The sequence below is a fragment of the Enterobacter sp. BIDMC 27 genome (assembly GCF_000534415.1).
GTDB lineage: Bacteria > Pseudomonadota > Gammaproteobacteria > Enterobacterales > Enterobacteriaceae > Enterobacter > Enterobacter hormaechei_C.
Genome location: NZ_KI973178.1, coordinates 2,515,756 through 2,533,745, shown reverse-complemented (window position 1 = coordinate 2,533,745; position 17,990 = coordinate 2,515,756). Strand labels below are relative to the sequence as shown.

Genomic DNA, 17,990 nt, shown 5'->3' with positions numbered 1-17,990 from the left:
CATGGCAAATTTTGGATGATAACGAGGCGCAAAAAATGAAAAAGACAGCTATCGCGATTGCAGTGGCACTGGCTGGCTTCGCTACCGTAGCGCAGGCCGCTCCGAAAGATAATACCTGGTATGCAGGTGGTAAACTGGGCTGGTCTCAGTTCCATGACACCGGTTGGTACAACAGCAGCCTGAACAACGATGGCCCTACTCACGAGAGCCAGCTGGGTGCAGGTGCGTTCGGTGGCTATCAGGTTAACCCGTATGTTGGCTTTGAAATGGGCTACGACTGGTTAGGTCGTATGCCTTACAAAGGCGACAACGTAAATGGCGCTTTCAAAGCTCAAGGCGTACAGCTGACCGCTAAACTGGGTTACCCAGTGACTGACGATCTGGACGTGTACACCCGTCTGGGCGGCATGGTATGGCGTGCAGACTCCAGCAACAGCATCGCTGGTGACGACCACGACACTGGTGTTTCCCCAGTATTCGCTGGTGGCGTTGAGTGGGCAATGACCCGTGACATCGCTACCCGTCTGGAATACCAGTGGGTTAACAACATCGGTGACGGTGCTACCGTTGGCGTTCGTCCAGACAACGGCATGCTGAGCGTTGGTGTTTCTTACCGTTTCGGTCAGCAGGAAGATGCGCCAGTCGTAGCTCCAGCTCCGGCTCCAGCTCCAGAAGTACAGACCAAGCACTTCACTCTGAAGTCTGACGTTCTGTTCAACTTCAACAAAGCTACCCTGAAACCAGAAGGTCAGCAGGCACTGGATCAGCTGTACACCCAGCTGAGCAACCTGGATCCTAAAGACGGTTCTGTAGTGGTTCTGGGCTTCACCGACCGTATCGGTTCTGACGCTTACAACCAGGGTCTGTCTGAGAAACGTGCTCAGTCTGTAGTTGATTACCTGGTATCTAAAGGTATCCCAGCTAACAAGATCTCCCCACGTGGTATGGGCGAATCTAACCCAGTTACCGGTTCTACCTGTGACAACGTGAAACCACGCGCTGCACTGATCGACTGCCTGGCACCAGATCGTCGCGTAGAGATCGAAGTTAAAGGTATCAAAGACGTTGTAACTCAGCCTGCGGCATAAGTTATCGTCTTATAAAAAAACCCCGCGATGCGGGGTTTTTTATTATCTGAAGAAAAGTAAAAAGCTTATTTTTTACCTAACAGTGCCTGTAGATCGTTCTTCAGCGTCGACATCTGGCTGGCATACTTCTCTTTGTGCTCGGCATCTTCAATCAGCTGCACCACCGTTTCCGACAGGGTTTTTCCGCGCCGCTGCGCAAGCCCGGCCAGACGCTGCCAGACCATGAACTCCAGGTCGATCGATTTCTTACGGGTGTGCTGATGCTCGGCATTGAAATGCCGTTTACGACGAGCACGGATAGTTTGCTTCATCCGGTTTAACAAGGCCGGATTAATGTGTTTCTCAATCCAGCCGTTGACCTGTACCGGTTCGTTTTCGAGGGTCAGCAACATATCCACAGCTTCTTGTGCCGCGCTGGCTTCGATGTAGCAGGTGATCAGCTCCCCTTCACGGTGCTTTTTGACCAGGTACTTCCATTTCCAGCCGCTTTCGAGGTTTTCCAGTTGTTGATATTTCATTGCGATCTCAGTGTTACCGTGTAACTCTGTTCAGAATATCAGTTTTTTGGCAATCTGCTGAAAAGAAATCATATCCTGTGAAACGCCGCAGGCGATCCGCATGACGAAAACCCGAATCCTGATTGGGCAGAGTGCGCCGCTTACGGTATACTCCACGGTTTTACTTCTGACTAAAAAACATCAACTTTGACCATTACGAAACTTGCATGGCGTGACCTGGTTCCGGATACCGAGAGCTATCAGGAGCTGTTTGCACAGCCAGACCTCACAAAAGAACACGAATTCATACTTAGCGATACACAACCGCGTTTGCATTACGCGCTGGAGCAGATGTCATCCCCATGGGCTACATCTCCTTTTATGCTGCTCAAAGCCCCGGAAGAAGCCGAGTATCTGACGCTTCTCGGTGATGCCATGCGCCAGTTGCATCCAAAAACGAATGCCGTTTTTGGTGGTCAGTACCATATTGCCGGACGTGACGTGACCTTCGAACCTGCCACGCAGGCAGACGGACAATTCGCTGCAAAAGGCGAAGTGATCACCGCCAACTGGGTGGAAGCAGAACAGCTGTTCGGCTGCCTTCGTCAGTTCAATGGCGATGTGTCACTGCAACCCGGTCTGGTACACCGCGCGAACGGTGGTGTGTTGCTCATCTCCCTTCGCACCCTGCTCGCACAGCCTCTGCTGTGGATGCGCCTGAAAACGGTGGTGATGCAGCAACGTTTTGACTGGATAGGCTACGACGATTCACGTCCGCTGCCTGTTTCCATTCCGTCTATGCCGCTGTCGCTGACCGTCGTGCTGACGGGTGACCGTGAATCTCTGGCTGATTTCCAGGAAATGGAGCCAGAACTCGCGGAGCAGGCGGTTTACAGTGAATTTGAAGACAATATTCAGATCGCCGATGCCGATGACATGGCGCAGTGGTGTCAGTGGGTTATGGCCGTGGCGGAACGTTTCGCGCTGCCCTCGCCTGCCGAGGATGCGTGGCCGGGCTTAATCCGCGAGGCCGTACGCTACACTGGCGATCAGGAAACCCTGCCGCTCTGCCCGCTCTGGATCGGTAAACAGCTGCGTGAAGTGGGCGTTATCAGCGGCAACGGTCCGTTTACTGGTGAGCAGCTTAGCCAGATGCTGGCCCAGCGTGAATGGCGTGAAGGTTATCTTGCTGACCGTATGCAGGATGAAATTCTGCTGGAACAGATTCTGGTGGAGACCGAAGGCGAACGTATCGGGCAAATCAACGCCTTGTCCGTCATCGAGTTCCCCGGACACCCGCGCGCCTTTGGCGAGCCTTCCCGTATCAGCTGTGTCGTGCACATTGGTGACGGCGAATTTACCGATATCGAACGCAAGGCCGAACTGGGCGGAAACATTCATGCCAAAGGCATGATGATCATGCAGGCATTCCTGATGTCTGAACTTCAGCTGGAGCAGCAGATCCCCTTCTCTGCCTCGTTGACCTTTGAGCAGTCCTACAGTGAAGTCGACGGCGACAGCGCCTCGATGGCAGAGCTGTGCGCCGTGATCAGCGCGCTTGCAGACGTACCGATTAATCAGAATATTGCGATTACCGGTTCCGTAGATCAGTTTGGTCGTGCTCAACCGGTGGGTGGACTGAATGAGAAAATCGAAGGCTTCTTTGCTATCTGCCAGCAGCGCGGTTTAAACGGCAAACAGGGCGTGATTATTCCGGCGCCTAACGCTCGCCATTTGAGCCTGAGCCAGGCGATTCTGGATGCGGTAGAGCAGGAACAATTCGCCGTCTGGGCCATCGAAGGGGTTGAGGATGCTCTACCCTTACTGACAAACCTGGTCTGGGACGGCGAAGGCCAGACAACCCTGATGCAGACCATTCAGGAACGTATAGCTCAGGCGACACAGCAGGATGCTCGTCATCGTTATCCGTGGCCGTTACGCTGGTTAAGTTGGTTTAGTGCTAACTGATCGGACTTGTTCAGCGTACACGTGTTAGCTATCCTGCGTCCTTCACTAAAATAAGGCTTACTGAGAACATGGTAGATAAACGCGAATCCTATACTAAAGAAGACCTTCTTGCCTCTGGTCGCGGTGAACTGTTTGGTGCGAAAGGCCCGCAGTTACCGGCCCCAAATATGCTGATGATGGACCGTGTCGTGAAAATGACCGAAACCGGCGGCAACTTTGATAAGGGTTACGTAGAAGCAGAACTCGATATCAACTCGGACCTGTGGTTCTTCGGTTGCCACTTTATTGGCGATCCGGTAATGCCTGGCTGCCTGGGCCTCGATGCCATGTGGCAGCTGGTTGGCTTCTATCTGGGCTGGCTTGGCGGTGAAGGTAAAGGCCGTGCGCTGGGCGTAGGCGAAGTGAAATTCACCGGTCAGGTTCTGCCTACCGCGAAGAAAGTCACCTACCGTATCCATTTCAAACGCATCGTTAACCGCCGCCTGATTATGGGCCTGGCGGACGGTGAAGTGCTGGTAGATGGTCGTCTTATCTATACTGCGAACGACCTGAAAGTGGGTCTGTTCCAGGATACCTCCGCTTTCTGATAACGGCATTTAGCCCCTTCCAGAAAGGCGAAACCTCCGCATTGCGGAGGTTTCTTTTTAAAGAGACGGTATCAAGCAAGTACTGCCCTGTCTCCGATGGCTTCTCGCCAGCCCCCTAGCCATTGGGACCTTTGATTCAGGGCCTGATAGGGACACATTTCTTTTGAACGTCCGGCGATGCCAGCCTGATAACCACGTTGATGAGCCCTTTCCAGGCGATCTCGTTTCTGTCTCTTCATGCCTCGTTTCCCTCATTCTTTTGTCTGGTGGAAAGAAAATAGTGATTGCAATATGTGCAAGCACAGTTAACGAATACCCCGAATCGGCGTCAGCGTCAACGTTCAAAATTCATACGGGTGTCATATTTGTGAGCTACATGGAAGATCGTTTGTACAAAAAATGTGACGCGGGACAAGTAACAAACTGAACATAAAACGAAAAAAAAGCCGCAATCAGCAAGAAGCTGAGTGCGGCTTTCGTCGATGAATTTTACTTATGGCAGCCGGGAAATCTCTCTTGCGATAGCAGCCGACTCCTGTGCCCACCCCTGCGCAAGCACTTTCACCATTTCGTCATAGCCATCTTTCTGCTGCTTCAGTTCCAGATGGAAAGGACGCTTAATCAGCTGGCCCTGATGATTCAAGAGCCACTCCCCGCTGATAACAACCGCACCATCATAGCGGCCATGGAATCCCGTCACGTTAACATTTAGAGTGTCCTGATCGCTTCCCAGAGGCTGCGAGGCGACTACCCAACCAGGAAGCTGGCTGCTCAGATTCGCCACCAGCGTATTGCGTAGCTGCTGATCCAGAGGGCTGGCCCACAGGTTATTGTTGGCGATAACGTACTGCACATCGCTGGTCTGGTAGACCACCCCGTTGCCCGCAAGATAATCTGGCACGGCAACCTGTTCAACCCACAGCAGACGGCTGCCCTGCGAGGTGCTACTCTGCGCACCGGATTGCGCGCTTAACGGCAGCTGGTAGTAGCTTTTGTTATCGCTTCCAGAGCTACAGGCCGTTAATACCAGTGCGCCTGCGATGATTAGCCATTTTTTCATTGTTTCGCCCTCTTAGGCTCAGGATCCTTTTTGTCTTTCGCTTCAAACACCAGCGCGTTGCTCTTTTCATTGAGCGTTTTCAGAACGGGCTGTAGCTCGCGTAAAACCTGATCAAGACGTTGCATATCCGCCACCATCTTGTTGTAAGCCGCTGAGCCCGGCTGGAAGCCCTGCATACTGCGATTCAGTTCGCGCAACGTTTTCTGCATATCCTGCGGCAGTTGCTGCATGGACTGGTTGGCGGTGATCTTGTTGATATTATCCAGCGTGGTTTGCAGACGTTGCATCGTCGCCTGGCTCTGATGCAGTGATCCCGTCGCGGCCTCAAGCATTGGATTCAGCGGCAGATTGTTGATCTTATCCAGTGTTTCCATCAGGCGCTGTTGGATCTGCGCCAGGCCACTGCTGACCGTAGGAATGATTTTGTAGCCGCCAAATTCACGGATCCCCGTCATTGGTGGCGCTTTTGGATAGAAGTCCATATCGACATATAACGCCCCTGTGACCAGGTTGCCAGTTTTCAGCGAGCCACGCAGACCGCGATTCATCAGATCGCTGATATGCTCCCCAATATCCTGGTCCTCGCCTATCTGGTTAATCAAACGCTCAGGCTCAATGCGGATCAGCACCGGAATACGATAATCATCATCAAGCATCTGCTTGAGTCCCGGAACAAAGTAAGGCACTTGTCCCACGGTCCCCAGACGGATACCGCGGAACTCAACTGGCGCCCCAGGCTGCAAGCCGCGTACAGAGTCCTTAAAGAACATCAGGTAGTCGATGTGATCGGTATAGAGCGCATCCTGAATGCTTTTTTGATCGTCAAACAGCCTGAAGGCGGTTTTCTCCGCCACCGGTTGTCCCAGATCTATACCTTCCGGCACATCAAAACTGACGCCCCCACCAAACAGCGTGGTGAGTGAACCCATCTCAACGCGCATCCCCGCAGAGGTCAGATCCACCGCGATCCCGCTGTCTTTCCAGAAGCGAACGTTGCTGGTCACCAGGCGATCATTAGGCGCATTGATAAAAAGCTGATAGCTGATGGTCCGTTTTTGCGGATCGAAGGTGCTTGTTTCAACCGAACCGACGCGATATCCACGGAACAGTACCGGATCGCCCGGCGAGAGCTGGCCCGCTTTTTTGCTGTCCAGAATAACGCGGATCCCTTTTGCATCCGGTGGCGCAAGCGGCGGTGAATCCAGCAGCTGATAGTTTGCTGGCTGGGCGCCTTTGTTGCCGGGCTGGAGTTCGATGTAGGCCCCTGACAATAGCGTTCCTAAGCCGCTGATCCCTTCTCTCCCGACCTGCGGTTTCACTACCCAAAAAACAGAATCTTCATGGAGCAGTTTTTCCATGCCGGCATTCAGGCGGGCCTTGATTTCAACATGGGTTAAATCATCCGTCAGGGTCGCGCTTTCCACGACACCCACATCCACGCTGCGGCTCTTGATGGTGGTTTTTCCGCCCTCAATCCCCTCTGCATTGGTGGTAATTAGCGTGACTTCCGGTCCCTGATGGCTGTAATGATAAAACAGGATCCATGCACCGATCAGCGCGGTCACGATAGGGAAAATCCACACCGGCGACCAGTTTCTGACCTTCTGCACTTTAGCCTCTCCACTCTTATTTTCCATGCTCTTACTCTTCCTCATGGCTTGAATCGGGCTCACGATCCCACGATAAACGAGGGTCGAAGGTCATGGCCGCAAACATGGTCATAATGACGACCAACGCAAACATCAGCGCTCCCATAGCGGGATAAATACTCATCAGCCCCCCCATACGCACCAGCGCTGAGAGAACCGCAATCACGAACACGTCAATCATCGACCAGCGGCCAACAAATTCCACGACCTCATAAATCAGATGCATACGCTCGCTGTCTCGCTTACCGTGCCCTTTTGCATCCCAGCAAAGCCAGGCAATGGCAATCATCTTTAAGGTCGGAACCATAATACTGGCGAGGAATATGACGCCTGCAACAGGGTATGACCCCTCGCTCCACAGCAAAATCACCCCGGCCAGTATGGTCGAGGGCATTCTGTCGCCGAGCAGATCGGTGATCATGATCGGCAAGATATTGGCGGGCAGATAGAGCATGACAGAGGTCACCAGCAGCGCCATGGTCCATTGCAGGCTATTTTTACGCCGAACGTGACCTTTTGTTTCACAGCGCGGACACACCTCGACATCCGCAGGCAGCACGGCGGTGCAGCACGAGCAGGAGCGAAGCCCCTGACGGATACCCGGTACGCCCACCTTTACCGTCTGCGAGAGCGTCGGCGCCGGGGCAATATCGTCCCAGGCCCAGCGTCGGTCCACGCACTGGAACGCGCGCAGTTGTAGCACGCAGTACAGACACCACGGAATAAAGCTGCTGCCAATCCCCACATCGCCGTAGGCCATCAGCTTCACGAAACTGACCAGGATACCCGCGAGAAAAATTTCCGCCATCCCCCAGCTTTTCAACTGGAACAGGATCCGCGCGAGTTTGATTTTAAGGACAGTGGGCATCCTGACGCGGTTGACCAGCAGCAGAATGACGACCAGGCAAAAAGCCGGGACGATCTGCACGAAAAGAAGAAAGAAGGTGCCAAGGCTGGCGTAATCTTCCGAGAACATCACGCCTGGTATTTCCAGTAAATCCACCTGGCTGGTCATCCCGCCCACTTTCATATAGATGAAAGGGAAGAGATTGGAGAGCAGTAACATGAATAAGGCTGCCAGCGCATAAGCCGTAGGACGCTGCCTTGGCGCGTCCCACTCGGTCGTCAGCGTAGCGCCGCAGCGCGGGCAGGCAGCCTTATGTCCGTGACCAAGCTCTGGCAACGCCACGAGCATATCGCATTGCGAGCATAATATATGCCGATCGGCATGGTGCTGGTCACACATAGATTATCCCTGTTTATGCGCCGTTTTTCAGAGACTCAAGGTACTCCCAGCGCTCAAATGCCTCTTCCAGCGTCTGTTCAGCCTGGGAGAGTTCAGCCAATACTTTCTGAGTATAGTCGTGAGGCTGCGTAAAGAATGACGCATCAGCGACCTGGATTTGCAGTGCTTCCAGTGCAGCTTCCAGCTCTTCCAGACGCTGCGGCAGCCCTTCCAGCTCGCGCTGCAAGTTATAACTCATTTTAGCAGGAGACTTTTTGACAGTTTCTGCCTTTGCAACAACAGGTTCAGCGACATTTTTGGTCTTCGCCTGTTTTTGCGCCAGCGACTGCGATTGCTGTCCACGCGCGTCATGATAGCCGCCCACATATTGCCCGATGCGCCCTTTGCCTTCGAAGATCCAGCACTCGGTCACGGTGTTATCGACAAACTGACGATCGTGGCTGACCAGCATTACGGTTCCCTGATAACCATCAATCAACTCTTCCAGCAGTTCCAGCGTTTCGACATCCAGATCGTTAGTCGGTTCATCGAGAATCAATAAGTTACTGGGTTTCAGGAACAGACGCGCCAGCAAAAGACGGTTACGTTCTCCCCCGGACAGCGCGCGCACCGGCGTCATAGCGCGTTTCGGGTGGAACAGGAAGTCCTGAAGGTAGCCCAGCACGTGACGCGGCTTGCCATTAACCATGACCTCCTGTTTACCCTCGGCGAGGTTATCCATCACCGTACGGTCTGGATCCAGCTCGGCGCGGTGCTGGTCGAAGTACGCCACTTCCAGTTTGGTACCGCAGTGGATACGACCGCTGTCGGCCTGGAGCTGACCGAGCATCAGTTTCAGCAGTGTGGTTTTACCGCACCCGTTCGGGCCGATCAGCGCAATTTTGTCGCCGCGCTGAACCTGAGCGGAGAAATCGCTCACCAGCACTTTGCCGTCAACCGAATAATTCACGTTCTCCATTTCGAAGACAATCTTGCCCGAGCGGGACGCCTCTTCCACCTGCATTTTGGCGCTACCCATGACTTCGCGGCGTTCGTTACGTTCGCGGCGCATCGCCTTCAGGGCGCGAACGCGGCCTTCGTTACGGGTACGACGCGCTTTAATGCCCTGACGGATCCATACCTCTTCCTGGGCCAGCTTGCGGTCGAACTCGGCGTTTTGCAGCTCTTCCACGCGCAGGTTTTCTTCTTTCTCCAGCAGATAGGTATCGTAATCGCCCGGATAGGTCACCAGCTTGCCGCGATCGAGATCGACAATGCGCGTGGCCATGTTGCGGATGAACGAACGGTCGTGGGAGATGAAGATAATGGTACCGTTAAAGGTTTTCAGGAACCCTTCCAGCCAGTCAATCGCTTCGATATCCAGGTGGTTCGTCGGTTCGTCCAGCAGCAGCACCTTAGGCCCGCTCACCAGGGCACGACCCAGCGCCGCTTTACGCAGCCAGCCGCCGGAGAGCGCCGACAGCTCCATATCCGCTTCCAGGCCAAGCTGGGCCAGCACTTCGTTAATGCGGTTTTCCAGCTGCCACAGACCGTGGTGATCGAGCATCTCCTGCACTTTTGCCAGCTCGTTGAGATTCTTCTCGCTCGGGTCCGTCATCACCAGATGCGAAATCTCGTGGTAACGCTTGAGGTATTCCGCCTGCTCTGAAATCCCTTCGGCCACAAAATCGTACACGCTGCCGGTGACGTTACGCGGCGGATCCTGTTGCAGACGAGAGACGATCAGATCCTGCTCGTAAACAATACGGCCGTCATCCAGCCCCTGCTCACGGTTGAGGATTTTCATCAGCGTCGATTTACCTGCGCCGTTACGGCCCACCAGACAGACGCGCTCGTTATCTTCGATATGCAGCTCTGCATTATCGAGAAGCGGTGAGTCGCTGAAAGAGAGCCACGCGCCGTGCATACTAATTAAAGACATTTATTTTTCCTTTCAGACCGCGGAGATCAGCCAGCAGTTGTGGATTTGACGGTTACGGGCAAAGTCCTGAGACAGCGTTTTTTGGCTGATTTCTTGTGCTTTCAGTCCCAGTTCGGCCAGGCCGTCGTGATCCATGCGGAATCCGCGCTTGTTATTCGAGAACATAATGGTGCCGCCTTTACGCAGCAGACGCTTCAGGTCAGTCATCAGGCGCAGGTGATCGCGTTGAACATCAAAGCTATCCTCCATACGCTTGGAGTTAGAGAAGGTCGGCGGATCGATAAAGATCAGGTCAAACTGCTCGTCGGTATCGCGCAGCCAGCCCAGCACGTCGGCCTGTAACAGGCGATGCTGACGGCCGGTTAAGCCGTTAAGACGCAGGTTGCGCTCTGCCCACTCCAGATAAGTCCGGGACATATCTACCGTGGTGGTGCTACGCGCGCCGCCAAGCCCCGCATGAACGCTGGCGCTGCCGGTATAGGAGAACAGGTTCAGGAAGTCTTTCCCCTTGCTCATCTGGCCCAGCATGCGGCGGGCGATACGGTGATCGAGGAACAGGCCGGTATCAAGGTAGTCGGTCAGGTTAACCCACAGGCGCGCGTTATATTCGCCCACTTCGATGAAGTCACCCTTCTCGCCCATCTTCTGATACTGATTTTTACCTTTCTGACGCTCACGGGTTTTCAGCACCAGCTTGTTTGGCGAAATGCCAAGTACGGCGATGGTGGCCGCAATCACATCCAGCATACGCTGACGCGCTTTTTGCGCATCGATAGTTTTCGGCGGGGCGTATTCCTGAACCACCACCCAGTCCGCATAGCGGTCAACCGCCACGTTGTACTCGGGCAGGTCAGCGTCGTACAGGCGATAACATTCGATGCCTTCTTGCTTCGCCCACTTCTCAAATTTCTTCAGGTTTTTGCGCAGGCGGTTGGCGTAATCTTCCGCCACGCCTGACGGTTTGCTATCCGCCGCTACCTCTGCCAGATGGTAGTTTTTCTGCACGCAGTCCAGCGGGCCGTTTTTCGCTTTGAACTGGCGATCGGCACGCAATTGCAGGCAGCTCAGCAGCTCCGGCGAGGCGCTAAACAGGGAGAGGTTCCAGCCGCCGAAATGCGCTTTCATGTTGCGGCCCAGCAGGCTGTGCAGTGCAATCAGCGCCGGCTCGCTGTCCAGACGCTCACCATACGGCGGGTTGCTGATCACCGTACCGTACGGGCCTTTTGGCAGAGGATTGGTCAGGTTCGCCACGTCCTTCACCTCGAAGGTCACCAGCTCGCCGATACCGGCACGACGGGCGTTGCTGCGCGCGCGTTCAATCACCCGTGCGTCGCTGTCCGAACCGTAAAAGTGAGAGGTGTACTCCGCCAGCCCTTTACGGGCGCGGGTCTGCGCATCGTCTTTGACCTCTTTCCAGATGGCTTCATCGTGCTGCGCCCAGCCTTTGAAGCCCCAGTGGCCGCGGTGCAGCCCTGGCGCACGGTCGGTGGCCAGCATCGCGGCTTCAATCAGCAGCGTACCGGAACCGCACATCGGATCGAGCAGCGGCGTACCTGGCTGCCATCCGGAGCGCATCACGATAGCGGCAGCCAGCGTTTCTTTGATCGGCGCCATCCCGGTGCGATCGCGATAGCCGCGCAGATGCAGGCCTGCGCCACTCAGATCCAGGGAAATACTGGCCGTATCGCCGTTCAGCCAGACGTTGATACGCAGATCCGGGTTTTCACGGTCAACGTTCGGACGTTCTTTATTGCGACGCGTGAAGCAGTCCACAATGGCATCCTTAACGCGCAGGGCACCGTACTGGCTGTTGCGGATCTCATCGTTGACGCCGTTGAAATGCACCGCAAAGGTAGCGTCCGGGGTGAAGATCTCTGTCCAGTCGATCATCTGTACACCGGTGTAGAGATCAAGATCGCTGTAGACCTTGCACTCTTTCATCGGCAGCATGATGCGCGACGCCAGACGGCTCCACATCAGGCTCTGGTAAATAAGCCGCGTGTCGCCCTCAAAATGGACACCACCCTGAACCACCCGGCACTCTTTCGCGCCCAGGGCTTCCAGTTCAGTTTTTAACAGCTCTTCCAGCCCACGGGCCGTACTGGCAAACAGAGAATTCATATCGTCACTTTTACTCATAGAAAATTGTCGCGCATTATAGCTAATATGGCGTGTATGTCATAAAGTTGAAGGCTTATTTTCTTTAGCGGGAGTGTGCAGTGGCGACGTTATCCAGGCTTTTTATTCATCCGGTGAAATCCATGCGCGGCATCGGCGTCTCTCACGCGCTGGCCGATATGAGCGGATTCGCCTTCGATCGTATTTTTATGGTCACCGAGCCTGACGGTACGTTTATCACCGCACGTCAGTTCCCGCAGATGGTTCGCTTTACCCCTTCCCCGCTTCATGACGGGCTGCATTTGACCGCGCCGGACGGTTCAAGCGTCGTGATCCGCTTTGCTGATTTTGCGCCGCTTGATGCGCCAACGGAAGTGTGGGGCAATCATTTTACCGCGCGTATCGCGCCGGATAACATTAACCAGTGGCTGAGCGGCTTTTTCTCCCGTGACGTTCAGCTGCGCTGGGTTGGGCCTGCGCTGACCCGTCGCGTGAAGCGCCACGATGCGGTTCCTCTCTCCTTCGCGGATGGTTTTCCCTTCCTGCTGACCAGCGAGGCCTCGCTGCGTGATTTACAAAATCGTTGCAAAGCCAGCGTGCAGATGGAGCAGTTTCGCCCGAATCTGGTGGTGACCGGAGCGAATGCCTGGGATGAAGATACCTGGAAAGTGATCCGCATCGGCAGCGTTATTTTTGATGTCGTGAAGCCGTGCAGCCGCTGTATTTTTACCACCGTCAGCCCGGAGAAAGGCCAGAAACACCCTTCCGGCGAACCGCTGAAAACCTTGCAGTCATTTCGTACCGCGCAGGATAACGGTGATGTCGACTTCGGCCAGAACCTGATCCCCCGCTCCAGCGGCGTGATCCGCGTGGGCGACGAGGTCGAAATTCTCACCCGCGGGCCTGCCAGGGTGTACGGCGCAGGTCAGGAAGAAGAGATGGTTGACGTTGTCACCAACGTCGCTTCCGCGGTGGATATTCACTGGGAAGGCAAAGTTATCCGTGGTAACAATCAGCAGGTGCTACTGGAACAGCTGGAACAGGCAGGTATCCGCGTACCGTATTCCTGTCGCGCGGGGGTTTGCGGATGCTGTCGCATTAAACTGGTCGATGGTGAAGTAAGTGCCCTGAAGAAATCTGCGATTGGCAGTGACGGCACGATCCTGTGCTGTAGCTGTGTCCCGAAAACATCCGTACAGCTGGAAGCTTAAACTGCCTGTTCAAGGCTGAAGGAATCAACGCGCAGCTGTGGCTTCAGCCTGTCATTCATCACTTTGATGGCATCACCTAACTGCATAACTCGCCCGGCAATGGTCACGCCGGGTTGGGCCAGCAAACAGAGCGCAGCGTTTTCACCGGGTTCAACCACCAGCAAATTCACCTCTTCTTCGGTATCGCTCAGATTGACGCTCGCCGCATCGCCGATAGCCGGGGTCCAGCACATGCCGTGGGCGAGAAAATGCCAGCTTTTCGGCATTTGCGGTTTCAGGAAACGGATCGCCACCAGCGCATTTAGTACCAGTTCAGCGCGCTGTTCTTTGGAGAGATCGAACTCGCGGCATTTTTCTTCAAAAGAGAAATAGAGTGCAGCGTCGTCAACGCAAAAGCCTGAGGGAGCAAACGCGTCTGGCGTTAACATTCGGCGCGCAAAACGAGAGCGAAACAACATGCCATTGGCTAAGTCGAGCATCATACGGTCATGCTCGTCACAAAAATACCAGCGCCAGTTATCGTCAGGTTTAATTCGCATGTTTCTCTCCCGTCCCCTAAACGTCCTGTACTAAAAATGTCCTGTTTGCCGCTTCGCTTATAACACTAGTAATAAAAGACTATAATGTTTAAATAAGCAACAATGACGGAATATAAAACAACCAGGGCTGGAAATAAAGCCCTGGTTGTCTGATTAAGAGAAAAGATTAGATATGCGTGACGATTTCTTTAATCAGCGGCGGCCCTTTAAAAATAAAGCCGGAATAAATTTGCACCAGCGATGCACCTGCCGCCATCTTCTCACGTGCAGCGATGACAGAGTCAATGCCACCCACGCCAATAATCGGCAGCTGACCTTTTAATTCTGCGGAGAGTGCGCGAATAATTTCGGTGCTTTTTAATTGTACCGGACGGCCACTTAATCCACCCGCTTCGTCACAGTTTTTCATTCCCTGAACGAGAGAGCGATCGAGTGTTGTATTGGTTGCAATCACACCATCAATATTATGGCGAACTAAACTGTCGGCAACCTGGATCAATTCTTCTGCCGAAAGATCCGGGGCGATCTTAACCGCGACCGGAACATATTTATGGTGGATCGCCTGTAGCGCCGTTTGTTTATTTTTAATGGCGCTAAGAAGATCGTCGAGCGCTTCGCCATATTGTAATGAACGCAGCCCTGGGGTGTTAGGCGAAGATATATTCACCGCAATATAACCGGCATAGGCATAGACTTTTTCCATACAAATCAGATAGTCATCTTTACCCTGCTCGACCGGCGTGTCTTTATTTTTGCCAATATTAATACCCAGCACGCCATCAAAATGGGCTTTCTTAACGTTCTCAACCAGATGATCGACGCCAAGGTTATTAAAGCCCATGCGGTTGATCAGCCCCTCGGCTTCAACCAGGCGAAACAGACGTGGCTTGTCATTTCCCGGCTGCGGACGCGGCGTCACCGTCCCGATTTCGATCGAGCCAAAGCCCATCGCACCGAGTGCATCAATGCATTCGCCATTTTTGTCCAGACCGGCCGCCAGGCCCAGTGGATTTTTGAAAGTCAGGCCCATGCACTGAACTGGTTTTTCCGGCACGTTTTGACGCACCAGCGCGGCCAGAGGCGTTCCTGTAATACGGCGTAACTGCTGAAATGTAAATTCATGAGCGCGCTCAGGATCGAGCTGGAAAAGGGCTTTACGAACGAAGGGGTAGTACATGAACTCTCCTGGATTCCCGGTGTGCAAACCGGGAGGGGATTATGTGCGATTCCGCCCGGAAAGGGAATTGACCTGTGGCAAAAAAAGCCACGTAAAACGCAATCGTTTACTTATCGGTTCGCTTCTTATGCATTTTTCTGCATTCATCCTGAGGATAAATCATTTAGTGGAATAACCACGCAATGTCACACTCCTGAAAATTGTTATGAATGTTAGATAAAAGCAAACAATTAGTTATAAGGAGCAACCATGCGCGTCATTACCCTGGCCGGAAGCCCCCGCTTCCCCTCTCGCTCCAGCGCACTGCTGGAATACGCTCGCGAAAAGCTTAATGCTCTGGATGTCGAAGTGTGTCACTGGAATTTGCACAATTTCGCGCCTGAAGATCTGCTCTACGCCCGTTTCGACAGCCCGGCGCTGAAAACCCTGATCGAACAACTTAAGAGTGCTGACGGGCTGGTCGTCGCGACACCGATTTATAAAGCCTCTTTTTCCGGCGCACTGAAAACGCTGCTCGATCTGCTGCCCGAACGCGCGCTGGACGGTAAGGTCGTCCTGCCGCTGGCCACAGGCGGTACGGTAGCTCATTTACTGGCGGTGGATTATGCCCTCAAGCCGGTTCTGAACGCGCTGAAAGCGCAGGAGATCCTGCATGGCGTCTTCGCTGACGACTCACAGGTAATCGACTACCAGCATAAACCCCATTTCACGCCGAATCTGCAAACCCGCCTCGACAGTGCGCTCGACACCTTCTGGCACGCCCTAAACCGTCGGGATCGCCACGCGGCAGCATTTCATCAATCACAAGGAGTGGCGCATGTTTAAAACAGTTACCCGTATCGGGCTGGCAGGTCTGCTGGCAGTGGCGTCGCTGGCTCAGGCGGCGGAGAAAGCGCCGGAGAGCCTGCGTATCGGTTATCAGAAAGGCAGCGTCAGCATGGTGTTGGCGAAAAGCCATGCGTTGCTTGAGAAGCGTTTCCCGGAGACCAAATTCTCATGGGTCGAGTTCCCTGCCGGACCACAGATGCTGGAGGCGCTGAACGTCGGGAGTATTGATTTAGGCAGCACCGGCGATATCCCGCCGATCTTTGCGCAGGCTGCCGGGGCGGATCTGGTTTACGTTGGCGTTGAGCCCGCCAAGCCGAAGGCAGAGGTTATTTTGGTGCCCGAAAACAGCGAGATCAAAAGCGTCGCCGGCCTCAAAGGCCATAAGGTTGCTTTCCAGAAAGGTTCAAGCTCGCACAACCTGCTGCTGCGCGCGTTGCAGGAGGCCGGCCTAAAATTCACCGATATCCAGCCCGTTTACCTGACGCCTGCCGATGCGCGCGCGGCGTTTCAGCAAAAAAATGTTGATGCCTGGGCTATCTGGGATCCGTACTACTCCGCCGCACTGTTGCATGGCGGTGTGCGGGTGCTGAAAGACGGCACCACCCTGAAGCAGACCGGTTCGTTCTACCTGGCGGCACGTCCTTACGCTGAGAAAAATGGCGCATTTATTCAGCAGGTGCTGGATACCTTCTCTCAGGCCGATGCGCTGACCCAAAGCCAGCGTCAGCAGAGCATCACGCTGCTGGCAAAAACCATGGGCCTGCCTGAACCGGTGATCGCCACCTATCTTGACCACCGTCCTCCCACCACCATAGCACCGATTGACGCCCACGTTGCCGCTCTCCAGCAGCAAACGGCAGACCTCTTTTATCAAAACCGCCTGGTTCCAAAGCAGGTGAATATTCGCGAACGCATCTGGCAACCCGCTGGCATTGAAGGAAAAAAATCATGAGTCTGAATCTTTTCTGGTTTTTACCCACCCACGGTGATGGACACTATCTTGGCACAGAAGAAGGCGCCCGCCCGGTCGATCACGGCTATCTACAGCAGATCGCCCAGGCGGCAGACCGCATCGGTTTTACCGGGGTACTGATCCCGACGGGCCGCTCGTGTGAGGATGCGTGGCTGGTTGCCGCGTCAATGATCCCCGTCACCCAGCGCCTGAAATTCCTGGTAGCCTTGCGCCCGAGCGTGGTGTCGCCAACCGTCGCGGCGCGTCAGGCGGCAACGCTGGACAGGCTTTCCAACGGCCGTGCGCTGTTCAACCTGGTGACGGGCAGCGATCCGCAGGAGCTGGCGGGCGATGGCGTCTTTCTCGATCATACCGAGCGCTATGAAGCCTCCGCAGAGTTCACCCGCGTCTGGCGACGTCTGCTGGAAGGGGAAACCGTCACCTTCGAAGGGAAACATATCCACGTTCGCGATGCGCAGCTCTACTTCCCGCCGGTACAGCAGCCGCGCCCTCCCCTCTATTTCGGCGGATCGTCGGACGTGGCGCAGGAGCTGGCGGCTGAGCAGGTCGATCTCTATCTGACCTGGGGCGAGCCACCGGAGCTGGTGAAAGAGAAAATTGCTCAGGTACGCGCTAAAGCCGCAGAACATGGCCGTACGGTACGCTTTGGTATTCGCCTGCACGTGATCGTACGTGAAACCAACGACGAGGCCTGGCAAGCCGCCGACCGTCTGATCGCTCATCTGGACGACGACACTATCGCTAAAGCACAGGCGGCGTTTGCCAAAACCGACTCCGTGGGCCAGCATCGGATGGCTTCCCTGCACAACGGCAAGCGTGAAAATCTTGAGATCAGCCCGAACCTGTGGGCCGGGGTAGGTCTGGTGCGCGGCGGTGCCGGCACGGCACTGGTCGGCGACGGTCCAACCGTAGCGGCACGCATTAATGAATACGCGGCGCTGGGGATCGACAGCTTTATCCTGTCTGGCTACCCACATCTGGAGGAGGCGTACAAGGTGGGTGAACTGCTGTTCCCGCATCTGGATGTCGCTATCCCGGAAATTCCGCAGCCACGTCAGCTTCAGTTGCAGGGCGAAGCCGTGGCGAACGCGTTTATCCCGAGAAAAGTCGCGCAAAGCTAAGGAGCCA

16 protein-coding genes are annotated in these 17,990 nt (G+C 54.7%); 7 read left to right on the top strand and 9 right to left on the bottom strand.

Annotation, left to right across the window (positions count from 1 at the left end; translation table 11 throughout):
* The first annotated feature begins 35 nt into the window (after positions 1–35).
* Positions 36–1,088 (top strand): porin OmpA, encoded by a 1,053-nt coding sequence (gene ompA, locus L463_RS10780; RefSeq protein WP_017694761.1) that lies wholly within the window; start codon positions 36–38, stop codon positions 1,086–1,088.
* A 65-nt stretch (positions 1,089–1,153) separates the two neighbouring features.
* Here the strand turns inward: ompA and matP are convergent, their stop codons facing one another.
* Complete coding sequence (gene matP / locus L463_RS10785) at positions 1,154–1,606, bottom strand: macrodomain Ter protein MatP (RefSeq protein ID WP_006809347.1); 453 nt, start codon at positions 1,604–1,606, stop codon at positions 1,154–1,156.
* 186 nt (positions 1,607–1,792) lie between these two features.
* Between matP and L463_RS10790 the strand changes: the two genes are divergently transcribed.
* Together L463_RS10790 and fabA are read left to right on the top strand one after the other, a co-directional pair.
* The gene (locus L463_RS10790) at positions 1,793–3,553 is read left to right on the top strand and encodes an AAA family ATPase (protein WP_017384808.1); all 1,761 of its coding nucleotides are present in this window, start codon (positions 1,793–1,795) and stop codon (positions 3,551–3,553) included.
* A gap of 68 nt (positions 3,554–3,621) precedes the next feature.
* Positions 3,622–4,140: a bifunctional 3-hydroxydecanoyl-ACP dehydratase/trans-2-decenoyl-ACP isomerase gene (fabA, locus tag L463_RS10795; protein WP_023296272.1), complete on the top strand. Its 519-nt coding sequence runs from the start codon at positions 3,622–3,624 to the stop codon at positions 4,138–4,140.
* Positions 4,141–4,211: 71 nt separating this feature from the next.
* Here fabA and rmf read toward each other — a convergent pair whose 3' ends face one another.
* From rmf to rlmKL, 6 genes are all read right to left on the bottom strand, one after another.
* Complete coding sequence (gene rmf / locus L463_RS0122710) at positions 4,212–4,379, bottom strand: ribosome modulation factor (RefSeq protein ID WP_003858162.1); 168 nt, start codon at positions 4,377–4,379, stop codon at positions 4,212–4,214.
* Between the two features lie 254 nt (positions 4,380–4,633).
* A complete protein-coding gene (gene pqiC, locus L463_RS10800) occupies positions 4,634–5,200 on the bottom strand; it encodes a membrane integrity-associated transporter subunit PqiC (RefSeq protein ID WP_017384809.1) in 567 nt (188 codons plus the stop codon).
* The gene (gene pqiB, locus L463_RS10805) at positions 5,197–6,837 is read right to left on the bottom strand and encodes an intermembrane transport protein PqiB (protein ID WP_015570901.1); all 1,641 of its coding nucleotides are present in this window, start codon (positions 6,835–6,837) and stop codon (positions 5,197–5,199) included. Before pqiB ends, pqiC begins: the two co-directional genes overlap by 4 nt.
* 4 nt (positions 6,838–6,841) lie before the next feature.
* Positions 6,842–8,095: a membrane integrity-associated transporter subunit PqiA gene (pqiA, locus tag L463_RS10810; protein ID WP_017693685.1), complete on the bottom strand. Its 1,254-nt coding sequence runs from the start codon at positions 8,093–8,095 to the stop codon at positions 6,842–6,844.
* 13 nt (positions 8,096–8,108) lie between these two features.
* Positions 8,109–10,016 (bottom strand): ABC transporter ATP-binding protein, encoded by a 1,908-nt coding sequence (locus L463_RS10815; RefSeq protein ID WP_032104225.1) that lies wholly within the window; start codon positions 10,014–10,016, stop codon positions 8,109–8,111.
* 12 nt (positions 10,017–10,028) lie between these two features.
* Positions 10,029–12,137 carry a bifunctional 23S rRNA (guanine(2069)-N(7))-methyltransferase RlmK/23S rRNA (guanine(2445)-N(2))-methyltransferase RlmL gene (rlmKL, locus tag L463_RS10820; RefSeq protein WP_026080728.1) on the bottom strand — a complete coding sequence of 703 codons (2,109 nt, stop codon included), beginning with the start codon at positions 12,135–12,137 and terminating at the stop codon, positions 10,029–10,031.
* Positions 12,138–12,235: 98 nt separating this feature from the next.
* Between rlmKL and L463_RS10825 the strand changes: the two genes are divergently transcribed.
* Complete coding sequence (locus L463_RS10825) at positions 12,236–13,345, top strand: YcbX family protein (RefSeq protein WP_023296268.1); 1,110 nt, start codon at positions 12,236–12,238, stop codon at positions 13,343–13,345.
* On the opposite strand, the gene zapC is transcribed toward L463_RS10825, so the two are convergent.
* The gene (gene zapC, locus L463_RS10830; protein WP_015570906.1) at positions 13,342–13,884 is read right to left on the bottom strand and encodes a cell division protein ZapC; all 543 of its coding nucleotides are present in this window, start codon (positions 13,882–13,884) and stop codon (positions 13,342–13,344) included. The two genes, L463_RS10825 and zapC, sit on opposite strands and share 4 nt — an antisense overlap.
* Positions 13,885–14,050: 166 nt before the next feature.
* On the bottom strand, positions 14,051–15,061 hold the full coding sequence (gene pyrD / locus L463_RS10835) for a quinone-dependent dihydroorotate dehydrogenase (protein WP_015570907.1): 1,011 nt from the start codon (positions 15,059–15,061) through the stop codon (positions 14,051–14,053).
* A 249-nt stretch (positions 15,062–15,310) separates the two neighbouring features.
* On the opposite strand from pyrD, the gene ssuE reads away from it, so the two are divergent.
* The 3 genes from ssuE to ssuD are packed head-to-tail and all read left to right on the top strand — an operon-like array spanning position 15,311 to position 17,983.
* Positions 15,311–15,886, top strand: a complete 576-nt coding sequence (gene ssuE, locus L463_RS10840; RefSeq protein ID WP_023296267.1) for an NADPH-dependent FMN reductase — start codon at positions 15,311–15,313, stop codon at positions 15,884–15,886.
* On the top strand, positions 15,879–16,841 hold the full coding sequence (locus L463_RS10845) for a sulfonate ABC transporter substrate-binding protein (protein ID WP_032104224.1): 963 nt from the start codon (positions 15,879–15,881) through the stop codon (positions 16,839–16,841). Before ssuE ends, L463_RS10845 begins: the two co-directional genes overlap by 8 nt.
* Entirely contained in the window at positions 16,838–17,983 is a 1,146-nt protein-coding gene (ssuD, locus tag L463_RS10850) for an FMNH2-dependent alkanesulfonate monooxygenase (RefSeq protein WP_017384817.1), read from the top strand. Before L463_RS10845 ends, ssuD begins: the two co-directional genes overlap by 4 nt.
* Positions 17,984–17,990: the final 7 nt, after the last annotated feature.

What these genes read in the sequence shown, in the direction of transcription:
- ompA (WP_017694761.1), top strand. Translation starts at nt 36, where the DNA reads ATGAAAAAGACAGCTATCGCGATTGCAGTGGCACTGGCTGGCTTCGCT.
- matP (WP_006809347.1), bottom strand. Translation starts at nt 1,606, where the DNA reads ATGAAATATCAACAACTGGAAAACCTCGAAAGCGGCTGGAAATGGAAG.
- fabA (WP_023296272.1), top strand. Translation starts at nt 3,622, where the DNA reads ATGGTAGATAAACGCGAATCCTATACTAAAGAAGACCTTCTTGCCTCT.
- rmf (WP_003858162.1), bottom strand. Translation starts at nt 4,379, where the DNA reads ATGAAGAGACAGAAACGAGATCGCCTGGAAAGGGCTCATCAACGTGGT.
- pqiC (WP_017384809.1), bottom strand. Translation starts at nt 5,200, where the DNA reads ATGAAAAAATGGCTAATCATCGCAGGCGCACTGGTATTAACGGCCTGT.
- pqiB (WP_015570901.1), bottom strand. Translation starts at nt 6,837, where the DNA reads ATGGAAAATAAGAGTGGAGAGGCTAAAGTGCAGAAGGTCAGAAACTGG.
- pqiA (WP_017693685.1), bottom strand. Translation starts at nt 8,095, where the DNA reads ATGTGTGACCAGCACCATGCCGATCGGCATATATTATGCTCGCAATGC.
- L463_RS10815 (WP_032104225.1), bottom strand. Translation starts at nt 10,016, where the DNA reads ATGTCTTTAATTAGTATGCACGGCGCGTGGCTCTCTTTCAGCGACTCA.
- rlmKL (WP_026080728.1), bottom strand. Translation starts at nt 12,137, where the DNA reads ATGAATTCTCTGTTTGCCAGTACGGCCCGTGGGCTGGAAGAGCTGTTA.
- zapC (WP_015570906.1), bottom strand. Translation starts at nt 13,884, where the DNA reads ATGCGAATTAAACCTGACGATAACTGGCGCTGGTATTTTTGTGACGAG.
- pyrD (WP_015570907.1), bottom strand. Translation starts at nt 15,061, where the DNA reads ATGTACTACCCCTTCGTTCGTAAAGCCCTTTTCCAGCTCGATCCTGAG.
- ssuE (WP_023296267.1), top strand. Translation starts at nt 15,311, where the DNA reads ATGCGCGTCATTACCCTGGCCGGAAGCCCCCGCTTCCCCTCTCGCTCC.
- L463_RS10845 (WP_032104224.1), top strand. Translation starts at nt 15,879, where the DNA reads ATGTTTAAAACAGTTACCCGTATCGGGCTGGCAGGTCTGCTGGCAGTG.
- ssuD (WP_017384817.1), top strand. Translation starts at nt 16,838, where the DNA reads ATGAGTCTGAATCTTTTCTGGTTTTTACCCACCCACGGTGATGGACAC.